Genomic DNA, 18,355 nt, shown 5'->3' on the forward strand with positions numbered 1-18,355 from the left:
CGTCACGCTGATAACCTGACAAGCGGCCAAGAGGGCGCCAACGCGGCAGAAGGGGGGCCTCATGGCTCAGGCATGGAAGCAGTTAGACGAGGCACTCAAGAGTCGAGTGGCGTCCTCGGTGGATGACTACCGAGCACTGCGCCCCGAGCTGGAAGAGGTCACCGAGCACCTGCGCCGCGAGGTGGCGGACTTGTTTGAGGGCTCCGATGTGGTCCCCTTGTTCGTCACGGCCCGCAGCAAGTCCGTGGAGTCCTTTCGCCAAAAGGCCTCCCGCACCGTCTTTTCCCAGGACGACGCTCAAGAGCTGGAACTGGAGTTCCCCGATCCGGTCTCCCACCTGCATGACCTGGTGGGCGTCCGCGTGATTGTGAAGCTGCCCCGGGATGTCCGCGAGGCGGCCGCGGTCATTAAGCGCCGCCGCGGGCCCTTCTACTGCCGCTCGGATCGTGAGAAGGACATTGGCTCGCTGGAGTCCGGGACCTACGGCTACTCCAGCCGTCACCTGGTGCTGCGCCCGCGCCACGATGAGGTGGTTGACGCCTTCCTGGCCCGCCACCCCCGCTCGGAGCTGCCCTTCGTTTTTGAGGTCCAGATCCGCACCATCCTGGCCCACGCCTGGAGCGAGATTGAGCACGACATCCGTTTTAAGCGCAAGGACCCGCGCGCCTGGAGCCCCGCGCTTGATCGCCAGTTCACGGCCTCCGCTGCCATGCTTGAGTCGGTGGAGGGCGTGTTCACCGACATTGACGAGCGCCACGCCCTGATCCGCTCCTACTGGGACGCCCAGGGCGTTGGCGGCGAGGAACTCTCGCCGGAGCGCGTGGGGGAGGTGTGGCGCACCTTGTGGCCACACCTTGATCGCAAGACGGACAACGACTGGGATTGGGCGCTTGAGCTGCTTCACGCTCACGGCATCTTCACGGCGCGTGAGCTGGTGGAATTGCTGGACGCCCAAACCATTACGAACGTGCGCGCCGCCCTTGATCACCGCTACTCTCCGGGCCCCGACCGGCTGCTGGATGACCTGCTGTTGTGGACCTTTGGCCGCGATCACATCGAGAAGACGGCGGGGGAGGACCAGCACCGCCGGGCCTCACTGGGCCGGCGCCTGCAACAGATGCGCACCTACGGGCGCGGCAGCCTGGGCGGGGACGCGGACTACTCCTAGCGGAGTCTGCTTCGTCACCACCAAAAAAACTGTGCCCGACGGCGCGACGTGAGCGTCGCCGTCGGGCACAGTTTTTCTTGGGTCGGGACCGCGGTCCGCCGCGTTCAGCGGGAGGCGGTGAGGGACTCGGGGTCCCAGGTCACCGGACGCACGGCGGTCGCGGGGAGCCCGCGAACCAGCATCCCGGCGGGGAGCTCATCATCCACGAGCGGCACCATTTCCAAGACGGCACCGTCGCCAATGTTGGCGCCAGCACGGACCTCGGTGGCCCGCATGATCCAGACGTTGGCGCCGATCGTGACGTCGTTTCTGCGCTCGTCCTGGCGGGGGCCAAGGCGGCGGGAGTCATCTGCCACGATGCTCACGTTGTTGCCCAGGTGGGAGCCGGCGCCGATGCGCACGTGCGCACCGTCCGTCGTGGCGACCGTGAGAACCTTCTCCGTGGTCACGTTCGCGCCGATCTCGATCTTGGCGCCGTCCGCCACGGAGAGGTCCAGGCTGAGCCGTTCACCCGGGGCAAGGGCGCCAATGGTGACCTGCGCGTTGTCTCCCCGAAAGCGGATGGTGACCTTGTCCAGGCGCACCTGACCGTCAATCACTAGGCGGTTGTTGCGCCCCGCGAAGGCGACATGCGCGCGCTGGTCAAGCGTGCCGTCTTGGGCCACGATGTTGCCGCGTTCGTCGAGCGGGCGGGTGCGAAAATCACTGGAGGTCACGCGCATGAAACTACCATCACCGCCTGAGAGGAAGGAGATCAGCGCGCCGCAAAGGCCAGAGATTCCTTTCCGAAAGCATGTTTGCGCCCCTATCGTGGGCTGAGTCTTAGATGAAAGGACCCCGTCACCGCGCTGGGCTCCACGGGCTCCTACGCCTATCTACGCCCGGATGAGCGGGCCGCGGTGCCCGCCGATCCGGAGGCGGCGCGGGCGCGTGTGCAAGAGATTCGTGCCATAATTCCCCGGCACGTGAGCCTGGGGGTCTCCGGTGACTCGGTCGCCGCCGCGGGCCTGGTGGCCGGTTGCGACGCCTGGTACTCCGTCATCGCCGGGACGCTACCCCAGCCCGCGCTGCGCATCACACGGGCCGTCCAGGAGGGGCGCCACCAGGAGGGCCTGGACCTCTCTGAGGAGTTGGGGCCCTTGTGGGAGCTCTTCGCCCGCGAGGGCGGGAGCCTGCGGGTGACGGCGGCTATCGCCGAGGAGTTGGGCCTGGCGCCGCGCCGGAGCCTGCCGCTGCCCATCCAGGGGCTGGATGCACACCAGCGCGCCAGAGTGTCCCAGGTGTTGCGCGAACTTCACCTGCTCGCGTAGTTCCCGCAGCGGGACGAAACGCCCGCATCGCAGGGGCAGCGGTTTGAGGCGGCCCGTCCTTCACTCACCGCCGCCGGCGCCCGCCGCCGTCAACAGCGCCTGCAAGGCCCGGTTGAGGAGCACCGCATCTTCCGGCTGGAGTCGCTCACCCGCGGTGAGCCGGCCGATGACGTAGAGGCCGGCGATGGCCTCCTCGCGGAGCGCGCGATCCGTGATCCTCCCCAGTGCGCGCACCGATGTACTGCCGACGTTGACGATCAGGCGTGGCCCCGACGTGGCGACTGGCCCAGCTGGGGTGACCAGCTCTCCGAGGAGCTCGCCCCAGGCGTCATCGCCGTCAGTGTGGCCGTCACCGAGGTAGTCGAAGTCCGGGTTCCCGCTCGCACCGACGTACAGCACGGGCACGGTGACGGGCGCGAATTCACGTAGGTCTAGCGCGACGCCGAGGTGGCGCAGCACCGGTCCCGCCTGCTCCTGGAGCAACTGTGCGGCGGTGTCACCGGCGAGGGGCCGCGACAGCTCATCGACGAATCGGCCTGTATCGAAGGCGCGCAAGCGAGCCCCTCGGAGTGGGCGTTCCACCAGACGTCGCATGATCTCGTGTCCATACACATAGGAGGCGTTCACCAGGAGAGTCCCGCGCGCGGCGAGAAGCGGAGCAAAGGCCGTGTAGTCGGTCATCGAGGTGGTGTACTGCACCGACTCCGCACTTCGCCGCATCTGCACCAGCGTCTGGTCGCCCTGGTTGGTCTCCCACTGCACGCTCTGCGACACCAGCTCCAGCATGTCGTCGTCGCTGACGGCCATCGCCATCAGTCCCTTGGCATGCACGTCTAGGAACCTCGCGAAACCGGCCGGATCGGTTGCGGCGAACCGCTCGATGCCCTCGCGGATCTGCATCCCTATCTGTTCCTTGACAGCGTCGACCGTGGCCGAATCTTGAAGGGCCTCACGGGACGCTGTGAGGGGCAAATCGCCGGCGTCGATGACGAGGCGCACAAAGTACGCCCACGTGGGCACCAATTGCACGCTGCTGTCGGTGACGAACATTCCCCTGGAATAGACGGTGTCGCCCCGAAGCGAACCGACCTGACCCGGGCTACCTGCGACGAACGCGAGCCCTTGCACCCCCGCCGCTGGCACAGCGATCGGCAGGATGGCGAGTGGGCGGAAACCCAACTCGCGCTGCGACCAAGCCTCCATCTCCCGGGCACTGCCCTGCCACGGCAGAGTCCGCTGGCTGATCACTTCAGTGGGCAACTCCGGTCCGCGGTGCAGCACCACGGGCAGATCGAGGAGCCCCGCGAAGCGTTCGGCCAGCAGCCGCACCCGATGCGGGTGCGTCCATTCCCGGTCATCCGGCCGGGCCTGCACGCGCACCTCCGTCCCCGGCTCGGCCAGGGGTTCGGTGGCGGCGCGGATGGTGAACGTGCCGTCCGCGCTCCCCACCCAGCTGATCGTGGGCGCGTCTGCGGTACGCGCGCTGCGGGACCGCACCTCGATACGGTCCGCGATCAGGAAGCAAGACAAGAGCCCGATGCCAAACTGCCCCAGGTATTTGCGCCGGGTCTGAGCGAAGTCTTCGCGTTTGCTCGAGGCGCCGATCGTCGCCAACACGTCACGCATCTCCTCTTCGGTGAGGCCGATGCCCTGGTCGCGGACGACCACTGCGCCCGAGCCCTCATCGACGGCGATGGTGATCTCCTCCGGTGAGTCCAGGGCGAGCTCGTGCCGAGCGATCACCGCATCCCTCGCGTTCTGTATGAGCTCGCGCAGATAGACCCGTGGGCTGGAGTACAGGTGGTGGGACAGGATGTCGACCAGCCCTCGCAGGTCCACCAGGAAACGCTCGTCTGTCATGCCTGTGCCCCAAAGATTCGGTCCTCGCCAAGCCAACGGTCTCGTAGATGCGAGCTCCACCTGTGATTGCCGTTGCGCTCGTCCAGACCACGCGCCAGATCCTCCACGAAGTCTTGCAGTTGCGGTCCGCGCGGATCCTCCGGTGCGTGGTCCCGCAACACGCGGCTCGCGGCGGCGAAGAGTTCGATTTCGGTGAAGTCGTCCGTTGTGGCCTCCTCGAGCAGCGCATCGACGACCGATACCAGATCGATCCCCGCCTCTGCCAGGCCCTCGAGCAGCGCCCAGCCGGGCAGATGTTCGATCTCCGAGACGGCGCCGCCGATGGACTCGAGGAGCGCAGCAAGGTCGGTCGCGCCGGAACGGTCGCCGTCGCGAACCCGCATCCAGCACAGCCAGCCGGCAGCGCCGCGACGCTGTTGCTCGTTGCCCGCTTCTGCGACCCGGAGGGCCGCCGACTCTGCGATATCCGGGAGAGTCAGCGCCGTTCGCTGGATCGCGACGATGTCAAGGATGTTCCGATCAAAAGGTTCTTCGTCGGCGGCTAGGCGGGCGAACATCCGCTCGCTGTGTTCGCGAAGCCCCTCCAGATCGCCCAGGTGGGCGGCGATCTCCGCTTGAGCGAAGTGAATCCTGGCATCAGAGCCACCAGTCCACTGACGCAAATCATCCTCATCTGCGATGACCTCGTTGATCTGCGACCACGCCACGCTTGGCGTGGCGACGGCATCGAGAGTGGCGACCAGGAACGCTGCTGGCGAGAACCCCCGGTACATGGCGTTCACCGCCGTCGGGTCGCTCAGCAGGGCGCGCTGCGCGCGCTGGTAGAGCTCAAGGACGCGCCCGTTGGCACCGAGCGTCGACGCCTGCAGCGAGTGAAAGAGCGGCACACAGAAGCGTGTGGTGGCGCAGTGAAGTATCTTCCCCTCAGCCTCCAGCTCGGCAGCGAGGGCATCGGTTTCGTCCAGAGTCTGCGTGGACATGAGCTCAGGCAAGCGGGCGAACTGAGCCGTGTATGTGTCCCACAGGGACGTGGGGATGCGGTCCTCACGCACCACGCCTTCTCTGTCCAGCCAGCCGGCCGAGAGGATCCTCAGTGCGCGCTCACCCGGGTCTGCCCAGATGCCTGCGTCCTTCACCACAGCTGGCGCGGGGCGGGAGGCAATGCCTGCCCACCAGAAGTCTTCAAGCTCACGGCGCCGCACATCGGTTGCCCCGCGCCGGTCATAGGCGCCTGCGGCCTGCTCCGCGAGAGCTCTGAGCAGCCCACCCTCCTCCCCGTCAGGCGCGGCGAGGAGGCGGTTGCGCGCCACGGCCGCCAGAGTCTCTGCGTCACTCTCATCCAATGGCAGGTTGCGAAGCACGTCGTCAACCACGACGAGGGCCGCCTCGGGGCGATGCTCAAGAAGAGGAATGAGGTAGATGGCCACTGCCGTGCGCACGAGCACCTCCATCTCGACGCCTTGGAGCAGCTGCTCGGCAATGGCCCTGGCCTCATCGACGTTGCCGGAGCGGAGGTAGAAGAAGCCGAGCATGGCGAGCAGGGGAATTGCCTCGGTGCGCTGCTGAAGGTCGATTCGGTGGCGGTCAATGCCCACCATCCGTAGCCGCTGCTCTAGCGTCTCGGCGGCGTGCTTCACGTCAAAGCAAGCGATGAGCGGCAGCTCGATCTGGATCACACCGAGATCATCTGCTCGCCATTCCTCACTGGCCTCGGATCGCCACCGCTCAATCCACTCGGCGGTCTCGGCGCCATCGCCACGGGCTGCGGCGACTGCCGCCCTGGCGACCATCACGCCGACCGGGTCGGTGCCGCGGGTGCGCACCTGAGCCTCGACTAGATCGATGACTCGAGTGAGCTGCTCCAGCGGGATGGTCGGGTCCTCCAGCACGGTGAGAGTACTCGTGGCCACCGCGTTGAGCATGCGCGTGACGTTGCTGGGATGAACCAGGTCCCCGAAGCGGTCCAGATGACGCATGAGCCGGGCGAAGGTAGAGAGCGCTTCACGGGTCAATCCGCCGCTGCCGTACGTCATGTGCAGATTGAAGAGCGCACTCGCCATGAGGGGTGGCAACTGCGCACGCTCGCAGTCACCGATGAACTCCTCAATAGCGTCGATCTTGCCCATGTCCTCCGGCAGATCCCAGAGTTGGTGACTGCGATCGTAGAGCGCCTGGATGCGCTCACGCTGCTCGCCCTGAAGGTCCTGCAGGTCCGCGTAACCGATCATGTGGTCCTCCGAGTCTCCGAGTGTGTCTTCGGCGCGGCCCGCTGGGGCCCCAAGAGATGCTTCGGCCAACATAGTCGCTTTTGACGAACTCGCTCGCGTGTCGTTCGTCCGTGTGCATCGCCCGCACATGGTCAGTAGCGCTCCGCTGAACGCAAAAGGCCGAAGTCCCGACGACACCATGTGGCTGTACGTCGGAACTTCGGACCAGAGGTGCCCCCAGCGCGACTCGAACGCGCGACCGGCAGATTAGAAGGCTGCTGCTCTATCCAGCTGAGCTATGGAGGCGTGGCGACCCTAGAAACCGCCGAGAACAAGCATAGCGGGAGCCTGTCACGACCTTGACCCTGGTGTGGGGCTGCGGGAATGCCCCGGCGCGCTCGTCCCTCACAAAACCGCCCACACGGCGGATTCTCGGCGCGTTGTCCACGGATGCGGAAACTCGCCCCCAGCGGCCCCGCGGGGTGCAGCACGCTAAAGATCCGGGCGGCGCTCGTCCGGGGACGACGGATGAGAGGCAAGACCATGACTGAGATGGTGACGGTACGCGGGTTCGTGGCAACGGACCCCAGCTTGACGACCTATGACAGCGGGACGCGGGTCACCACGTTCCGCCTGGCCGCTACGCCGCGCTACTTTGACCGCGCCAGCGGGCAGTGGGTCAACGGGGAGACGAATTGGTTTGGCGTGTCCTGCTTCCGCGAGCTGGCCATGAACGTGCAGTGCTCCGTGAAGAAGGGGGAGCCGGTGCTGGTCACCGGGCGGCTGCGTATTCGGCAGTTTGATCGCAAGGAGGGCGGGACGGGCACCTCCGTCGGCATTGAGGCGGAGTCGGTGGGCCACGACCTGGTGTTGGGGACCGCCACGTACGCACGGCGCATGTTCTCCGGCGCAAAGCCGGCCGACGCCGCTCAGTCGGCTGACGGCGCTCAGTCGGCAAACACGCAGGGCGCAGGCGAGGACCGTCCCAGCAACGTGGATGCGGATGGGGTGATGCTGGAGGCGGAGCACCAGGACTCCGAGCGCCACGCCTGGGATCTGGACGGTCATGGGGCAGGGGATGCCCAGGATGCGGAGTCAGCGGATCAGCAGGAGAAGGAAGAGGTGAGCGTCGCGTAGCGCGGGCGGCGGCGGGCCGCGGGGGGAGAAACGGGCCGGGGATGGACTCACCGGCGCAGCGGCTTAGACTGGTGAGGAGTGGATGCGCGCGTCCTGCCGTGCTTGTTGCGGCGACCGCATCCCGCACCGAACTTCCGGGCCCTCCCTTCTGCGGCCCAATCGACGAACTAAGAGTGGAGAGCATGGCCGAGTTTATTTACACCATGACCAAGGCCCGCAAGGCGGTGGGCGACAAGGTCATCTTGGATGACGTGAGCATGTCGTTCTACCCGGGCGCCAAGATCGGCGTGGTGGGACCCAACGGCGCCGGTAAGTCCACGATTCTGAAGATCATGGCCGGCCTGGACACCCCGTCCAATGGCGAGGCTCGCCTCAGCCCCGGTTACTCCGTCGGCATCCTGTTGCAGGAGCCCCCTCTGAACGAGGAAAAGACGGTCCTGGGCAATGTCCAGGAGGGCGTGGGAGAGATCTACGAGAAGATCACTCGCTACAACGAGATCTCCGAGGAGATGACCAAGCCGGACGCCGACTTCGATTCTCTGCTGGAAGAGATGGGCACGCTCCAGGCGGATATCGACGCCGCGGACGCGTGGGACATTGACTCCCAGCTGGAGCAGGCCATGGATGCCCTGCAGTGCCCGCCGGGAGACTCCGCGGTCACCAACCTCTCCGGTGGTGAGCGCCGCCGTGTTGCCCTGTGCAAGCTGCTGCTCTCCAAGCCGGACCTGCTGCTCCTTGATGAGCCCACCAACCACCTGGACGCCGAGTCCGTCCTGTGGCTGGAGCAGCACCTGCAGTCTTACCCCGGCGCCGTGCTGGCCGTGACCCACGATCGTTACTTCCTGGATCACGTGGCGCAATGGATCGCAGAGGTAGACCGCGGTCGCCTGATTCCGTACGAGGGCAACTACTCCACCTACCTGGAGAAGAAGCGCGAGCGCCTCGAGGTGCAGGGCAAGAAGGATCAGAAGCTGGCCAAGCGCCTGGCGGATGAGCTGGACTGGGTGCGTTCTAGCGCCAAGGGTCGCCAGACCAAGTCCAAGGCTCGTCTGGCCCGCTACGAGGAGATGGCCGCTGAGGCGGAGAAGACTCGTAAGTTGGATTTCGAGGAGATCCAGATTCCGCCGGGCCCGCGCCTGGGTTCGCTGGTCCTGGAGGCCCAGGATCTGAACAAGGGATTCGATGGCCGCACCCTGATCGACGGCCTGTCTTTTTCGCTGCCGCGCAACGGCATCGTCGGCGTGATTGGTCCCAACGGTGTGGGTAAGTCCACGCTGTTCAAGACCATCGTTGGCCTGGAGACGCTGGACGATGGCGCGCTCAAGATCGGCGATACGGTCAAGATCTCCTACGTGGATCAGAACCGTGGCGGCATTGATCCGGAGAAGAACGTCTGGGAGGTTGTCTCCGACGGCCTGGATTACATCAACGTCGGCAACGTCGAGATGCCCTCACGCGCCTACGTCTCCGCCTTTGGCTTTAAGGGCCCGGATCAGCAGAAGAAGGCGGGCGTGCTCTCCGGTGGTGAGCGCAACCGCCTCAACCTGGCGCTGACGCTGAAGATCGGCGGCAACGTGCTGATGCTAGATGAGCCCACCAACGACCTGGACGTGGAGACGCTCTCCAGCCTGGAGAACGCTCTGCTGGAGTTCCCCGGCTGCGCCGTGGTCATCTCCCACGATCGTTGGTTCCTGGATCGCATCGCGACCCACATCCTGTCCTACGAGGGCACGGATGAGGACCCGGCCAGCTGGTACTGGTTTGAGGGCAACTTTGAGTCCTACGAGAAGAACAAGGTGGAGCGCCTGGGCGCGGAGGCGGCCAAGCCTCATCGCGTCACGCACCGCCGCCTGACCCGCGACTAATCCACGGGTGCAACGCCACAGGGCCCCGCCGATCCTCGGATCGGCGGGGCCCTGTGGCGTGTGGGTAGATCAGTCGCGACCAGCGGGGCGGACCATGCCCTCTTGCATCACCGTCGCCACGAGCTCACCCTGGCGGTTGTAGACGGACGCGCGGATGAGGGCTCGGGCCCCCTGGGCGCTCGGCGCCTCCTGGACGTAGAGCAGCCACTCGTCCACGCGGGCCGGGCGGTGCCACCACATTGCGTGATCAAGGCTGGCGATGTTGGCGCCGGCTGAGATCCAGTTCATCCCCGCGCGGCGCAGGGCCGTCTCAATCAGGGTGTAGTCGCTGCCGTAGGCCAGGGCCGCGCGGTGCAGCGCCGGGTCATCCCCGAAGGGCTCCTTAGTCCGCATCCACACCATGTTGCGCTCGGTCACGGACGGCGTCGTGAGGTACACGGAACCCTCTGGGTAGCGCATATCAAACGGCCGGTGCTCCGCCCACAGCCTGGCCATCGGGTGATCGATCCCGGCCAGCTCCTCCGCCGCCGTGGGCAGCGACTCCGGATCCGCCACCCCCTGGGGCATGGTGTCCTGGAAGTCCAGCCCCTCTCCGGGGGTCTCAAAGGAGGCAATCATGGAGAGGATGGGGACGCCGTTTTGGTAGGCGTGCACCCGCCGCGCGGAGAACGAGCGGCCATCGCGCAGCCGGTCCACGCCGTAGGTGATCGGCGTGCCGGTGTCACCGGGGCGCAGGAAGTAGCCATGCAGGGAGTGGATGGGCCGCTCATCATCCACCGTGTATGTCGCGGCCATGGCAGCTTGCGCTAGGACCTGCCCGCCAAAGACCCTGGGCGGGCCAAGCGCGGGGGTGTGGCCCACGTAAATGTCCTCGTGGGTGCGCGCACCCACGTCGTCCAACTCCAGCAAGCCAAGCAGCAACTGCGTGGTGGATGTCATGATCCTCCGTCCGGTGCTCCGGGCCTTCCCCGGCAGCCTGTCCATCGTATCCAGCCTGGAGCCCCGAGAAGTGCGTTCCGGGACGTGAAAGACTAGGACTGTGCCCCCCGATTCTTTGCCTTTGGCCCCTCAGGACACCCCAGCCGGGTCCTCCCCGCTCATGCTGCTTGACCTGCAGGACGCCCGGGACCTTGACCAATTCCTCACCAGGGCGGTGGGCGTGCGCGACGGCGTGGCTCGCCTGATTGCGCGCGGGCCGGTCGCGGCGCTGCACGTGGCGGCGGCCTTCCCGCTCATGCTGGGTGCCCCCGCGCCCGTGTTCATTGCCCAGCGCGGCGTGCGCTTGGCTACTCCCGCCGAGCTGGACGTGGTGGTTCCGGTCGCGGAGCTGCGCGACCGCCTGGCTCGGCTCGCACGCACCGAGGTGAGCGGGCCCGCCCAACTCGACGTACCGCCGTCGCGCCCCAGCGCCCCGTGGACGTCCCTGGTGCCCCTTGGGGTGGCCTGGGAGGAGCGGGGCACGGTGCCCGACGACGCGTGGGTGGCCGCCGCGCGCGGCGTCGCCTCACGGGTCCAAGAGGCCTTGCCGCAGGATCCTGGGCAGCCCCTGGTCTTCGCGGCGCGGGACGCGGTGTGGAACTCGCCGGAGGAATCGCTGGGCGAGGGCGTGATCTCCGGGGCTCCGTTCCTGGCCCACGCCTACGGCTTCCTGGCCCCCGGGCAGAGCTCACGACGGTTTGCGGCCGGTGCATGGCAGCGGCTCTCCGCCCACGGCGGCACGCTCCTGTGGCGCGCAGGCGCCTCACCGGGCGCCTAGCCGGCGGTGTTAACCATCGCGGTGGCCGCGCGCTCAAAGTAGTCCCACATCATGGCCTCGTACATGGGGGGCAGCTGGACCTCATCCAGGGCCAGGCGCATGTGCCGCAGCCACGCGTCCCTGGCCGCGGAGTCGATCGCAAACGGGATGTGACGCATCCGCAGGCGGGGGTGTCCGCGCTCCTGCGAGTAGGTGGTGGGCCCGCCAAAGTATTGGATCAGGAAGAGGCGCAGGCGGTCCTCGGCCGGGCCAAGGTCCTGCTCCGGGTACATGGGGCGCATGATCGGGTCCTCCGCGACCTGCGCGTAGAACGCCGCCACGAGCCTGCGGAAGGTGGGTTCCCCGCCCACTTGGGCGTAGATGGATCCAGGATCCACGCCCGCTTCGGCGTCAGTCGGGGCGGGCCCGGCCACTGTGGCCGCCTTGCCCACGCTGCGCAACCCACCCAATTCAATGGGGCCGCCGTCGCTCGGTGCGGCCGCCTCGGGAAGGGTGGCGTGGGGTGCGTCTGGGCGCTGCTGGGGACGTTCGGGGGAGACCATGCCTCTAGTGTCCCTGTTCCTGTTCCAGAACGCTCACCGGGAACGCCACCGAGTTGGCGATGAAGCACTGGCGGTGGGCCTCCTCATGCAGGCCCCGCAGCTGCTCCTGAGTCGGGTCTGACTCAAAGCGCGTGTGCGGGGTCAGCGCTGCGCGGACCAGCCGCCCGGCTCCGTCAGCGTCCACCGTGAGTTCCCCGTGGGCCCGCACCGTGGCGGAGGTCACGCGGAAGCCGTGCAACCCGGCTTGGCGCAGGAAGGCAGAGAGATGGCACTGCGCCAGGGCAGTGAGCAGCAGCGTCTCCGGGTTCCAGGCGTCGCGGTCGCCAAAGAAGGTGCGGGCAGCGGAGACCCGCAGCGCTGGCACCCCGGCGGCCGCCGGTTCCGCGGCCGCCGTTGCCCCGCGGGGGAAGCGGCGGACGTTGTCCGTGGGGTGCTCGCCCGGCCCGTCCCACGCCACCTGAACGTCAAAGCCGTGGCTGGGCTGGGGGCCGGGCGAGTCGGTGCTCATCGGGCCGCGTCGGCCTTCTGGGCGGTGACCGCGCGGGCCATGTCATCCCGAGCCTCGGAGAGCAGGCGCTTGAGCGCTGGCAGCTCGGAACCGAGCCCCTCCAAGGCCACATCCGTGCGGGCCAGGGTGGCCTCGGAGGTGGGCTTGGCCGGGTACAGGCCGGTCACGATCGCCTGGGCAATCTCGTAGGACCGGGTCTCCCACACGTTCTTCAACGCCCCGAAGTACGGCTCAACGTACGGCTGGAGCAACTCCGCGTTGGGCACGCGGGTGAAGCCCATGATGACCCTGCGCTGGATGGCGTTGGAGAGCGCGTCGGAGTCCACCACGGAGGCCCAGGCCGCGGCCTTTGCCTCCGCCGTGGGGACGGCGGCACGGGCCAGCGCCGCCGCAAGCTCGCCGCCGGAGGAGCGGTCCGATTCCAAGGCGGCAGCAATCTCCGCCTCGCCGGCCTCCCCACCGACCACCAGGCTGGTGAGCAGCTCCCAGCTGAGGTCGGTGTCGATGTCCAGGCCATCAAGGCGCACGGTTCCCGCACGCAGCCCGGCCACGGTCTGAAGCTGTTCCGGGCTGGAGGCCAGGAGGGAGAAGCTGGTCACGAACTGGAACTGCGAGTCGGAGCCGGCCTGAGCGTCCTGAGACAGCGACCACAGGCGATCCGCCGCCTCCGTTCGGGTGGCCCCAGCGGCGTCGGCCGCAACGTAACGGCCCACGGCGGAGCGCAACTGCGCCAAGGCCAACTTGACCACCGTGGAGTCAGACTCGGGGCCCACGTTGTCTAGCACCAGGTTGATGAAGTCGCGGGCGGGGATCTCGCCATCGCGCGTGGCATCCCAAGCGGCGCCCCATACCAGGGCACGGGCCAGGGGATCCTGGATGTGGCGCAGGTGGCCCATCGCGGTCGTGAGGGAGGTGGGATCCAGGCGCAGCTTGGCGTATCCCAGGTCGCCGTCGTTGACGAGGAGCAGCGCGGGGCGGGCCAGGCCCACCAGTTCCGGCACGTCCGTGCTGGCACCGGAGATGTCCAGGTCAACGCGCTGGGTGCGCACCAACGCGCCGGACTCGTCCAGGTCGTAGAAGCCGATGCCGATGCGCTGCGCGCGCAAGTGCTGGTGATCCGCCGGGGCCTCCTGGGAGATGCTCAGCGAGGTCAGCTTGCCGTCCGGGTCGGTGGTGAGCACCGGGCGCAGGATGTTCACGCCGGCCGTCTCCAGCCACTCGGAGCTCCACTGAGACAGGTCGCGGCCGCTGGCCGCCTCCAGCTCCACCAAGAGGTCCTTGAGCTCGGTGTTCTTGAAGGAGTGCTTGGCGAAGTAGCTGCGCACGCCCGCCATGAAGGACTCCTGGCCCACCCAGGCCACCAGCTGGCGCAATACCGAGGCGCCCTTGGCGTAGGTGATGCCATCGAAGTTGACCTGCACGTCCTCCAGGTCCCTAATCTCCGCCTTGATGGGGTGGGTGGAGGGGAGCTGATCCTGCGCGTACGCCCAGGACTTCTCCATGGCGGAGAAGGTGGTCCAGGCGTTGTCAAAGGGCGTGTTCTCCGCCGCGGCAAGCGTGGACATGAACTCCGCGAAGGACTCGTTGAGCCACAGGTCGTTCCACCACTTCATGGTGACCAGGTCGCCAAACCACATGTGTGCCAACTCGTGCAGCACGGTGATGGCGCGGCGCTCCACCGTGGCCTGGGGCACCTTGGACCGGAAGACGTAGTCCTCAATGATGGTCACGCAGCCGGCGTTCTCCATGGCGCCCGCGTTGAACTCCGGCACAAAGAGCTGGTCGTACTTCTCAAAGGGGTATGGCGTGCCGAACTGGGCCTCAAAGAACTCAAAGCCCTGCGCGGTGGTCTCAAAGATGTTGTGCGCGTCCATGTCCTGGGTCAAGGAGCGGCGGGTGAAGACACCGAGGGGAATCTCGCGGCCGTCGGAGCTCGTGACAGAGGAGCGGCTGGCCTCGTAGGGACCGGCCACGATGGCGGTCACGTAGGAGGAGAGCAGCGGCGTGGGGGAGAAGGCGAAGCGGCGCGTGCCGTTCGGGAGGGCCTCCGGCTCCGGGGTGGGCTGGTTGGAGATGACGTCCCAGTGGCCGGGGGCATCCACGGTGAAGGCGAAGGTGGCCTTCAGATCCGGCTGCTCAAACACGGCAAACACGCGACGCGAGTCCGGCACCTCAAACTGCGTGTAGAGGTACACCTCGTCATCGGCCGGGTCCACATAGCGGTGCAGCCCCTCGCCGGTGGTGGAGTAATCAAGCGTCGCGTCCACGACCAGCTCGTTACTCGCCGCCAGCTCCGGGAGCTGGATGCGAACGCCGTCGGCCACCACCTGCGGATCAAGGCTTGTGCCATTGAGGGTGATCGAGTGCACCTCCCGCGTCACGGCGTCGATGAAGGTGGAGGCGCCGGCCGTGCCGGCGAACCGCACGGTGGTGCGTGAGCGGAAGGTGGTGCCAGGACTGGTCAGGTCCAGGTGGACCTCGTAGGACTCGGTGCTGACAAGGCCGGCGCGCTCCTGCGCCTCGGCCCGGGTGAGGTTGAGACCCGGCACGGGACTTCCCTTCGTCGGTGAAAACTACGTCTGAAACGAGTGTTGAAGACTTCCGCACCATCCTTGCACCCCGCGTGACGCTTTACACCCCATAAACTGGTCCTAAGCAAAAAATCGCCCATGCGGGCCAGAGGGAAAGAGCTTCATGCGCATCCACATCGCGACCGACCACGCCGGCCTTGAGCTAAGCCACCACCTCATCGAGGTGCTGGGTCAGGACGGCCATGACGTGATCGATCACGGGCCCACGGCCTATGACGCCCAGGATGACTACCCAAGTTTCTGCATCAACGCCGCGCTGGCAGTCGTCGCGGACCAGGGCGCCGGGGTCCAGGCGCTGGGCATTGTGCTTGGCGGCTCTGGCAACGGCGAGCAGATCGCGGCCAACAAGGTGGAGGGCGTGCGCGCGGCGCTCGTGTGGAATCAGGACACAGCCAAGCTGGCCCGCGAGCACAACAACGCCAACGTGGTGGCCGTCGGTGGGCGCCAGCACAGCCTCGAGGAGGCCACGGAACTGATCCGGACCTTCATCGCGGAGCCCTTCTCCGATGCGGAGCGCCACGTGCGCCGCATCAACAAGATCGGTGTCTACGAGCGCACCGGGGTGGTGGAGGCCTAAGCGGGCCTCACCGGTGCCGGGCGGCGACTACCGTGGCGGCGGCTGCCATCGCGGCTACCGCCGATTTGCGGCTGACTGGGCCCCGCCGGTACTCTCAATCCGTACGGGCGCAAGCCCTGCGGGGTAGTAGCTCAATGGTAGAGCTTCAGTCTTCCAAACTGACTACGCGGGTTCGATTCCCGTCTACCCCTCCGCTAGAAGCTCGGCCCTGACCGAGCAACAGTTGTGGCCCCCATCGTTGATGGGGGCCACAACTTTTTTGCGCCGGGTGCTACTTGCTCAGCGGCCAGGTCCAGCCCTTGGCGCCCTCCGGATCAAACGCGATGGAGACCGTGCCCTTGGGCACATCCAGCATCAGCTCGCCCTGAGACGTGCCTCCGGCCTCCACCAGGATGTCCAAGGGGTTCTTGATCTCGCAGCCCTCGGCGGATTGGCTCCAGGCGGACTCGGCGAGCGGCTTGCCCTTGGCGTCAAGGGGAACAAAGGACTCGGCGGTGAGGCCCACCTGCTCCTCGGGGGAGGCCTTGGAGAGAGTCGCGGAGACCTTCACCTCCACAAAGCCTCCGCGCTCGGGTGTGAGTTTGTCCCCAAAGCCACGCATGACGCAGCCGTTGAGCCGGCGACTGGAGGCCACGGTGATGGTGAACGCAGCCTTGTTGTTGTTGGGCTCGGTGAGCGTCCCGGCCTGTCCAGGGGCACGTGAGACCCGGCCCTGCGCGTCGACCTCCACCTTGCTTCCGGTGTTGGGATCCGTCGCCAGCGCGGACGCGCTCGCTGGGGGAGTGCTGCTCGCGGGTGGCCCGGACGCCTGGGTGCTGGCACCGGAACCGCTGGAGTCACTCGCCGATCCGGTGGCGCTTGGGCCTGCCTGCTGTGAGGCGCCGGAGTCAGGAGCGGCGGTGCAGGCCGCCAGCGCAAACGCAAGAGCCGCCAGGCCCAGGCCAACGCCACATGACGCCCCTTTCGCCATCAGTAGCGCCGCCGATGGTTAAAGTCGCCGTCGCGGACCAGGGTGGACTGGCGCTTGAGCTTGGTTTCCAGCTTGGGATTGGCGTAGAACGTCCACGAGCTGGTGCCGTCCGTCAGCCGCTTCACCTGCGCGGTATACACGCGGGCCCCACCGATGCGGTAGTACGACTCGAAACCATCCAGTTTCTTGAACATCTTCTTGCCCCGCGAGGCGGAGTATATGTACTGCTCCTGCACCACACTGCCCTTGCCGCGCGCAATCACCGTGACGTCGTTCTTGGACTTCGCCATGCGCTTCCAGAAGTACAGGTTGGTGGAGTCGATGCGTGGCCGACCGTCGCGCTGCGTGGATCCAGCCATGTGGTGGTTGGAGACACCCTTGCTGCGCAGCGTGCCGTAGACGGAGAAGGAATTCTTGTTGGTGCGGACCAGATCCGATTTTTCTACCACGTAGCCGGTCGTGGATCCGTACTTCACCCGCGCCCAGCCGCCCACGCGCCCGGTGACCTGCACCTTGGTCCCCGCCGAAATCCGCTTCAGGGACTTGGCGTAGGGGGAGCGGCGCGGATCCGCGCGGAGGGCAATCGACTTGCTCGCGAAGCGGGCCGTGTTGGAGGCCTTATTCACCGTGAGGCGGGAGGAAAGGTGCTTGGACTTGGGAAGGAATCCGGTCCGCCCGGCGACCTTCACCTGCACCCAGTCCCCGCTTGAGCGCAGCGCTGTCACCAGCGTGGCCACCGGGAGCATTCGTGAGCCGCTCGTGGAGTAGTTCGGCAGCGGGGTCATGCGCATGGACTTATTGACCCAGCGCTTGTAATTGACCTTGACGCTCTTGGCGGAGGTGGCGAGCTGGGAGGTCAGGACCCAGGCCGACTTGGTGCCGACGTTGAGCTGGGACCAATCGCCGCGCTTGGCCACCACATAGCCGTGCGTCCCCGCGGGGATGGTGATGGCCACCTTGGCGGCGGGGGTGGTATCCGTGCGCAGGGCGGTCTTGGCATTGACCCAACGGCTGTACTGCTTCACCTTCACTGTCGGCGCGGTGGTGCGCCACGTGGAGCCCTTCAGGGTGAACCCGGCGCGGCCGTTGTAGCTGATGCGTTCCCAGTCACGCAACGAACCCACCACGGTGATCCGCGAGCCGGCAGGGACGGCGATGCGGCCGCCGTTGGGGTTGGTCGCTGCGGAGAGAGCCAGCGCCCGCGTGGAGTAAGCCGCGGTGTTCTTCTTGGCGGTGGGGTTGCTGCCGGTGAGCTGGCTGGAAAGGACCCAGCCCACCACGTTGCCGTAGCTCACCTTGGCCCACGTGCCGCGCGTTGCCTGGCGCATCAGGTGTGAGCCGCCCATGGCCGTCACGACGACGGGGGCCTTGGCGTCCGGGGACTTCAGCAGCTTGGTGGGGGCCTTGGTATAGATCGCCACAAACGGCTTGTCCGGCTTGTCCGCCGCGGCGGGCGGCTTGGGCGTGGCGCTCGCAGAGGGCTTCGGCGTGGCCGGCGCTGAGCTGGCCGGGGCCGACGGCGTGGGGCCGGCAGTGCTCTGCGGCGTTGGGCTGGGTGCGTCGCTTGACTCGGGAGTCGCCTCACCAGTGGGCGACGGCGTGGGAGCCGGGGCCGCGACGGCGGGGGAGAGCGGAATCAATCCCAACGAGAGAAGAAGGGCGGCACCCGCCCATCCCGTGCGGCGTGCGGTGCGTGAGAAACGTTGCGGCGGCTCGTTGGCCGCGCGCGAACGTGTGGTCTGGCTGTTCATGGACTTCCCCCAAAGACGAACTGATGACAGGCCGCAACGGGTGGCTACCACCGGTCGCTAGGTGTCATTCTATGCTTTCTCCATCCGTTGGCGCATCACTTTTGGTCCGCGAG

Annotated in this window: 15 protein-coding genes and 2 tRNA genes; 7 read left to right on the forward strand and 10 right to left on the reverse strand. The window is 67.0% G+C overall.

From position 1 onward, the window contains the following. Nucleotides 1-61 precede the first annotated feature (61 nt). A complete protein-coding gene (locus DWQ67_RS11665) occupies nucleotides 62-1,168 on the forward strand; it encodes a GTP pyrophosphokinase (RefSeq protein ID WP_121485791.1) in 1,107 nt (368 codons plus the stop codon). 104 nt (nucleotides 1,169-1,272) lie between these two features. Here DWQ67_RS11665 and DWQ67_RS11670 read toward each other — a convergent pair whose 3' ends face one another. Beyond that, nucleotides 1,273-1,884, reverse strand: a complete 612-nt coding sequence (locus DWQ67_RS11670; RefSeq protein ID WP_147433689.1) for an acyltransferase — start codon at nucleotides 1,882-1,884, stop codon at nucleotides 1,273-1,275. Nucleotides 1,885-2,067: 183 nt separating this feature from the next. Between DWQ67_RS11670 and DWQ67_RS11675 the strand changes: the two genes are divergently transcribed. Next, nucleotides 2,068-2,478, forward strand: a complete 411-nt coding sequence (locus DWQ67_RS11675; RefSeq protein ID WP_325049631.1) for a dihydrodipicolinate synthase family protein — start codon at nucleotides 2,068-2,070, stop codon at nucleotides 2,476-2,478. A gap of 60 nt (nucleotides 2,479-2,538) precedes the next feature. Here DWQ67_RS11675 and DWQ67_RS11680 read toward each other — a convergent pair whose 3' ends face one another. The 3 genes from DWQ67_RS11680 to DWQ67_RS11690 all read right to left on the reverse strand — a co-directional run bounded on the left by DWQ67_RS11680 (nucleotide 2,539) and on the right by DWQ67_RS11690 (nucleotide 6,851). Then, nucleotides 2,539-4,338 carry an HSP90 family protein gene (locus tag DWQ67_RS11680; protein WP_121485794.1) on the reverse strand — a complete coding sequence of 600 codons (1,800 nt, stop codon included), beginning with the start codon at nucleotides 4,336-4,338 and terminating at the stop codon, nucleotides 2,539-2,541. Then, the gene (locus tag DWQ67_RS11685) at nucleotides 4,335-6,566 is read right to left on the reverse strand and encodes a hypothetical protein (protein WP_121485795.1); all 2,232 of its coding nucleotides are present in this window, start codon (nucleotides 6,564-6,566) and stop codon (nucleotides 4,335-4,337) included. Before DWQ67_RS11685 ends, DWQ67_RS11680 begins: the two co-directional genes overlap by 4 nt. Before the next feature lie 211 nt (nucleotides 6,567-6,777). Continuing rightward, nucleotides 6,778-6,851 (reverse strand) — tRNA-Arg (locus DWQ67_RS11690). A gap of 237 nt (nucleotides 6,852-7,088) precedes the next feature. Between DWQ67_RS11690 and DWQ67_RS11695 the strand changes: the two genes are divergently transcribed. After that, nucleotides 7,089-7,682, forward strand: a complete 594-nt coding sequence (locus tag DWQ67_RS11695; RefSeq protein ID WP_158595449.1) for a single-stranded DNA-binding protein — start codon at nucleotides 7,089-7,091, stop codon at nucleotides 7,680-7,682. Nucleotides 7,683-7,864: 182 nt separating this feature from the next. Continuing rightward, nucleotides 7,865-9,547, forward strand: a complete 1,683-nt coding sequence (gene ettA, locus DWQ67_RS11700; protein WP_121485797.1) for an energy-dependent translational throttle protein EttA — start codon at nucleotides 7,865-7,867, stop codon at nucleotides 9,545-9,547. Between the two features lie 69 nt (nucleotides 9,548-9,616). Here ettA and DWQ67_RS11705 read toward each other — a convergent pair whose 3' ends face one another. After that, a complete protein-coding gene (locus DWQ67_RS11705) occupies nucleotides 9,617-10,486 on the reverse strand; it encodes an acyl-CoA thioesterase (protein WP_121485798.1) in 870 nt (289 codons plus the stop codon). Nucleotides 10,487-10,586: 100 nt separating this feature from the next. Here DWQ67_RS11705 and DWQ67_RS11710 point away from each other — a divergent pair, with 100 nt between their 5' ends. After that, nucleotides 10,587-11,303, forward strand: a complete 717-nt coding sequence (locus tag DWQ67_RS11710; protein WP_147433690.1) for a hypothetical protein — start codon at nucleotides 10,587-10,589, stop codon at nucleotides 11,301-11,303. On the opposite strand, the gene DWQ67_RS11715 is transcribed toward DWQ67_RS11710, so the two are convergent. The 3 genes from DWQ67_RS11715 to pepN form a co-directional block, all read right to left on the reverse strand. Next, nucleotides 11,300-11,680 (reverse strand): globin, encoded by a 381-nt coding sequence (locus tag DWQ67_RS11715; protein WP_325049633.1) that lies wholly within the window; start codon nucleotides 11,678-11,680, stop codon nucleotides 11,300-11,302. The genes DWQ67_RS11710 and DWQ67_RS11715 overlap by 4 nt on opposite strands. Before the next feature lie 169 nt (nucleotides 11,681-11,849). Then, nucleotides 11,850-12,353, reverse strand: a complete 504-nt coding sequence (locus DWQ67_RS11720; protein WP_121485801.1) for an OsmC family protein — start codon at nucleotides 12,351-12,353, stop codon at nucleotides 11,850-11,852. Continuing rightward, complete coding sequence (gene pepN, locus DWQ67_RS11725) at nucleotides 12,350-14,902, reverse strand: aminopeptidase N (RefSeq protein ID WP_121485802.1); 2,553 nt, start codon at nucleotides 14,900-14,902, stop codon at nucleotides 12,350-12,352. The genes DWQ67_RS11720 and pepN overlap by 4 nt, the downstream gene beginning before the upstream one ends. A 145-nt stretch (nucleotides 14,903-15,047) precedes the next feature. Here pepN and DWQ67_RS11730 point away from each other — a divergent pair, with 145 nt between their 5' ends. Together DWQ67_RS11730 and DWQ67_RS11735 are read left to right on the forward strand one after the other, a co-directional pair. Further along, nucleotides 15,048-15,521, forward strand: a complete 474-nt coding sequence (locus DWQ67_RS11730) for a ribose-5-phosphate isomerase (RefSeq protein ID WP_121485803.1) — start codon at nucleotides 15,048-15,050, stop codon at nucleotides 15,519-15,521. Nucleotides 15,522-15,641: 120 nt separating this feature from the next. After that, a tRNA-Gly gene (locus tag DWQ67_RS11735) sits at nucleotides 15,642-15,712 on the forward strand. Nucleotides 15,713-15,792: 80 nt separating this feature from the next. Here DWQ67_RS11735 and DWQ67_RS11740 read toward each other — a convergent pair. Beyond that, entirely contained in the window at nucleotides 15,793-16,491 is a 699-nt protein-coding gene (locus DWQ67_RS11740; protein WP_121485804.1) for a hypothetical protein, read from the reverse strand. Beyond that, on the reverse strand, nucleotides 16,491-18,242 hold the full coding sequence (locus DWQ67_RS11745; protein ID WP_121485805.1) for an SH3 domain-containing protein: 1,752 nt from the start codon (nucleotides 18,240-18,242) through the stop codon (nucleotides 16,491-16,493). The genes DWQ67_RS11740 and DWQ67_RS11745 overlap by 1 nt, the downstream gene beginning before the upstream one ends. Nucleotides 18,243-18,355: the final 113 nt, after the last annotated feature.

Source organism: Galactobacter caseinivorans, assembly GCF_003640665.1.
GTDB classification, from domain to species: Bacteria; Actinomycetota; Actinomycetes; order Actinomycetales; family Micrococcaceae; genus Galactobacter; species Galactobacter caseinivorans.